Raw genomic sequence first — 910 nt, 5'->3', positions numbered from 1 at the left:
GCGAACTGGCTGTTGCGGATGACGGTCATCATGACGACCGAGCCCATGACGCCGGCCATCGGGAGCAGGGCGGTGGCGGCGTTGCCCATCTTGCCCTCGGGCAGATTCGGGGGCGGCTCGATGGTGCGTTCCGGGGCGCCGGCGAGAGGCCGGGTGGAGCGGGCCGGGCGGTGGACGAGGCGGTGGGTCATCGCACCCGCACCGCCCGCCCCATCGCCTCGGCGGCCAGCTGGACAGCGGCCTCGCGCGAGTTCTGGCCGAGCATGCCGGTGTGGATGGGGCCTCCTTGGGCCAGATGACGGTCGTAGGCCAGGGGCACCACGGCCACCCCGGTCTCGCGCAGATGCGCGGCGGCCGTCTTCAGATCGAGCGTCGTGTCGGGGGAGCTGGCGGAGAGGGCGACCACGGTGGTGGCCAGGGCCGAGTGCGGCAGCTGGGCCAGCCAGTCCAGGACCACGCGGGTGCCGCCGACGCCCTCGGCGGTCATCGGGGCGACCACCACGCGGGCATGGGCGGTGTCCATCGCGGTGCGGGCCACCTCGCCGGGCAGCGTCTCGCAGTCGACGACCGTCACGGCGAAGTAGCGGCGCAGCGCGAGGGTGACGGTGCGGTAGGTGGGTACGTCGAGCGGGGCGCCGACCCTGCCTTGGCTCGCGGGGAGCAGCCAGCCGCCGTCGGTGACCGGCACCAGGTAGCCGGTGACGTCGGTGAGTTGCATGGCCGGGCTGAGGAGGGGGGCCAGGTCCGCGCAGGCCCAGCGCACGGACTCGGCACCGAGGCGGACCGGCAGGGTGCCGAGCGCGGCGTCGGCCTCCAGGGCGAGGACGGGGTCGTGCCGGTAATGGTTGAACGTCCGTGCCAGGAGCGCGGAGACGGTGGACTTGCCGACCCCGCCCCGGATCGAGGTCAC

Annotated in this window: 2 protein-coding genes; both read right to left on the bottom strand. The window is 74.1% G+C overall.

The annotated features are described in order from the left end of the window. Nucleotides 1–191 (bottom strand): hypothetical protein (locus tag E2651_RS43455; protein WP_135336758.1); only part of this gene is annotated, 191 nt, incomplete at its 3' end. Beyond that, the coding region (locus E2651_RS43450; protein WP_135336757.1) for a type VII secretion protein at nt 188–910 on the bottom strand (723 nt) is incomplete at its 5' end. The genes E2651_RS43450 and E2651_RS43455, both read right to left, overlap by 4 nt.

Source organism: Streptomyces sp. MZ04 (genome assembly GCF_004684775.1).
Lineage (GTDB): Bacteria > Actinomycetota > Actinomycetes > Streptomycetales > Streptomycetaceae > Streptomyces.
This window is presented reverse-complemented; position numbering and strand designations above follow the sequence as displayed.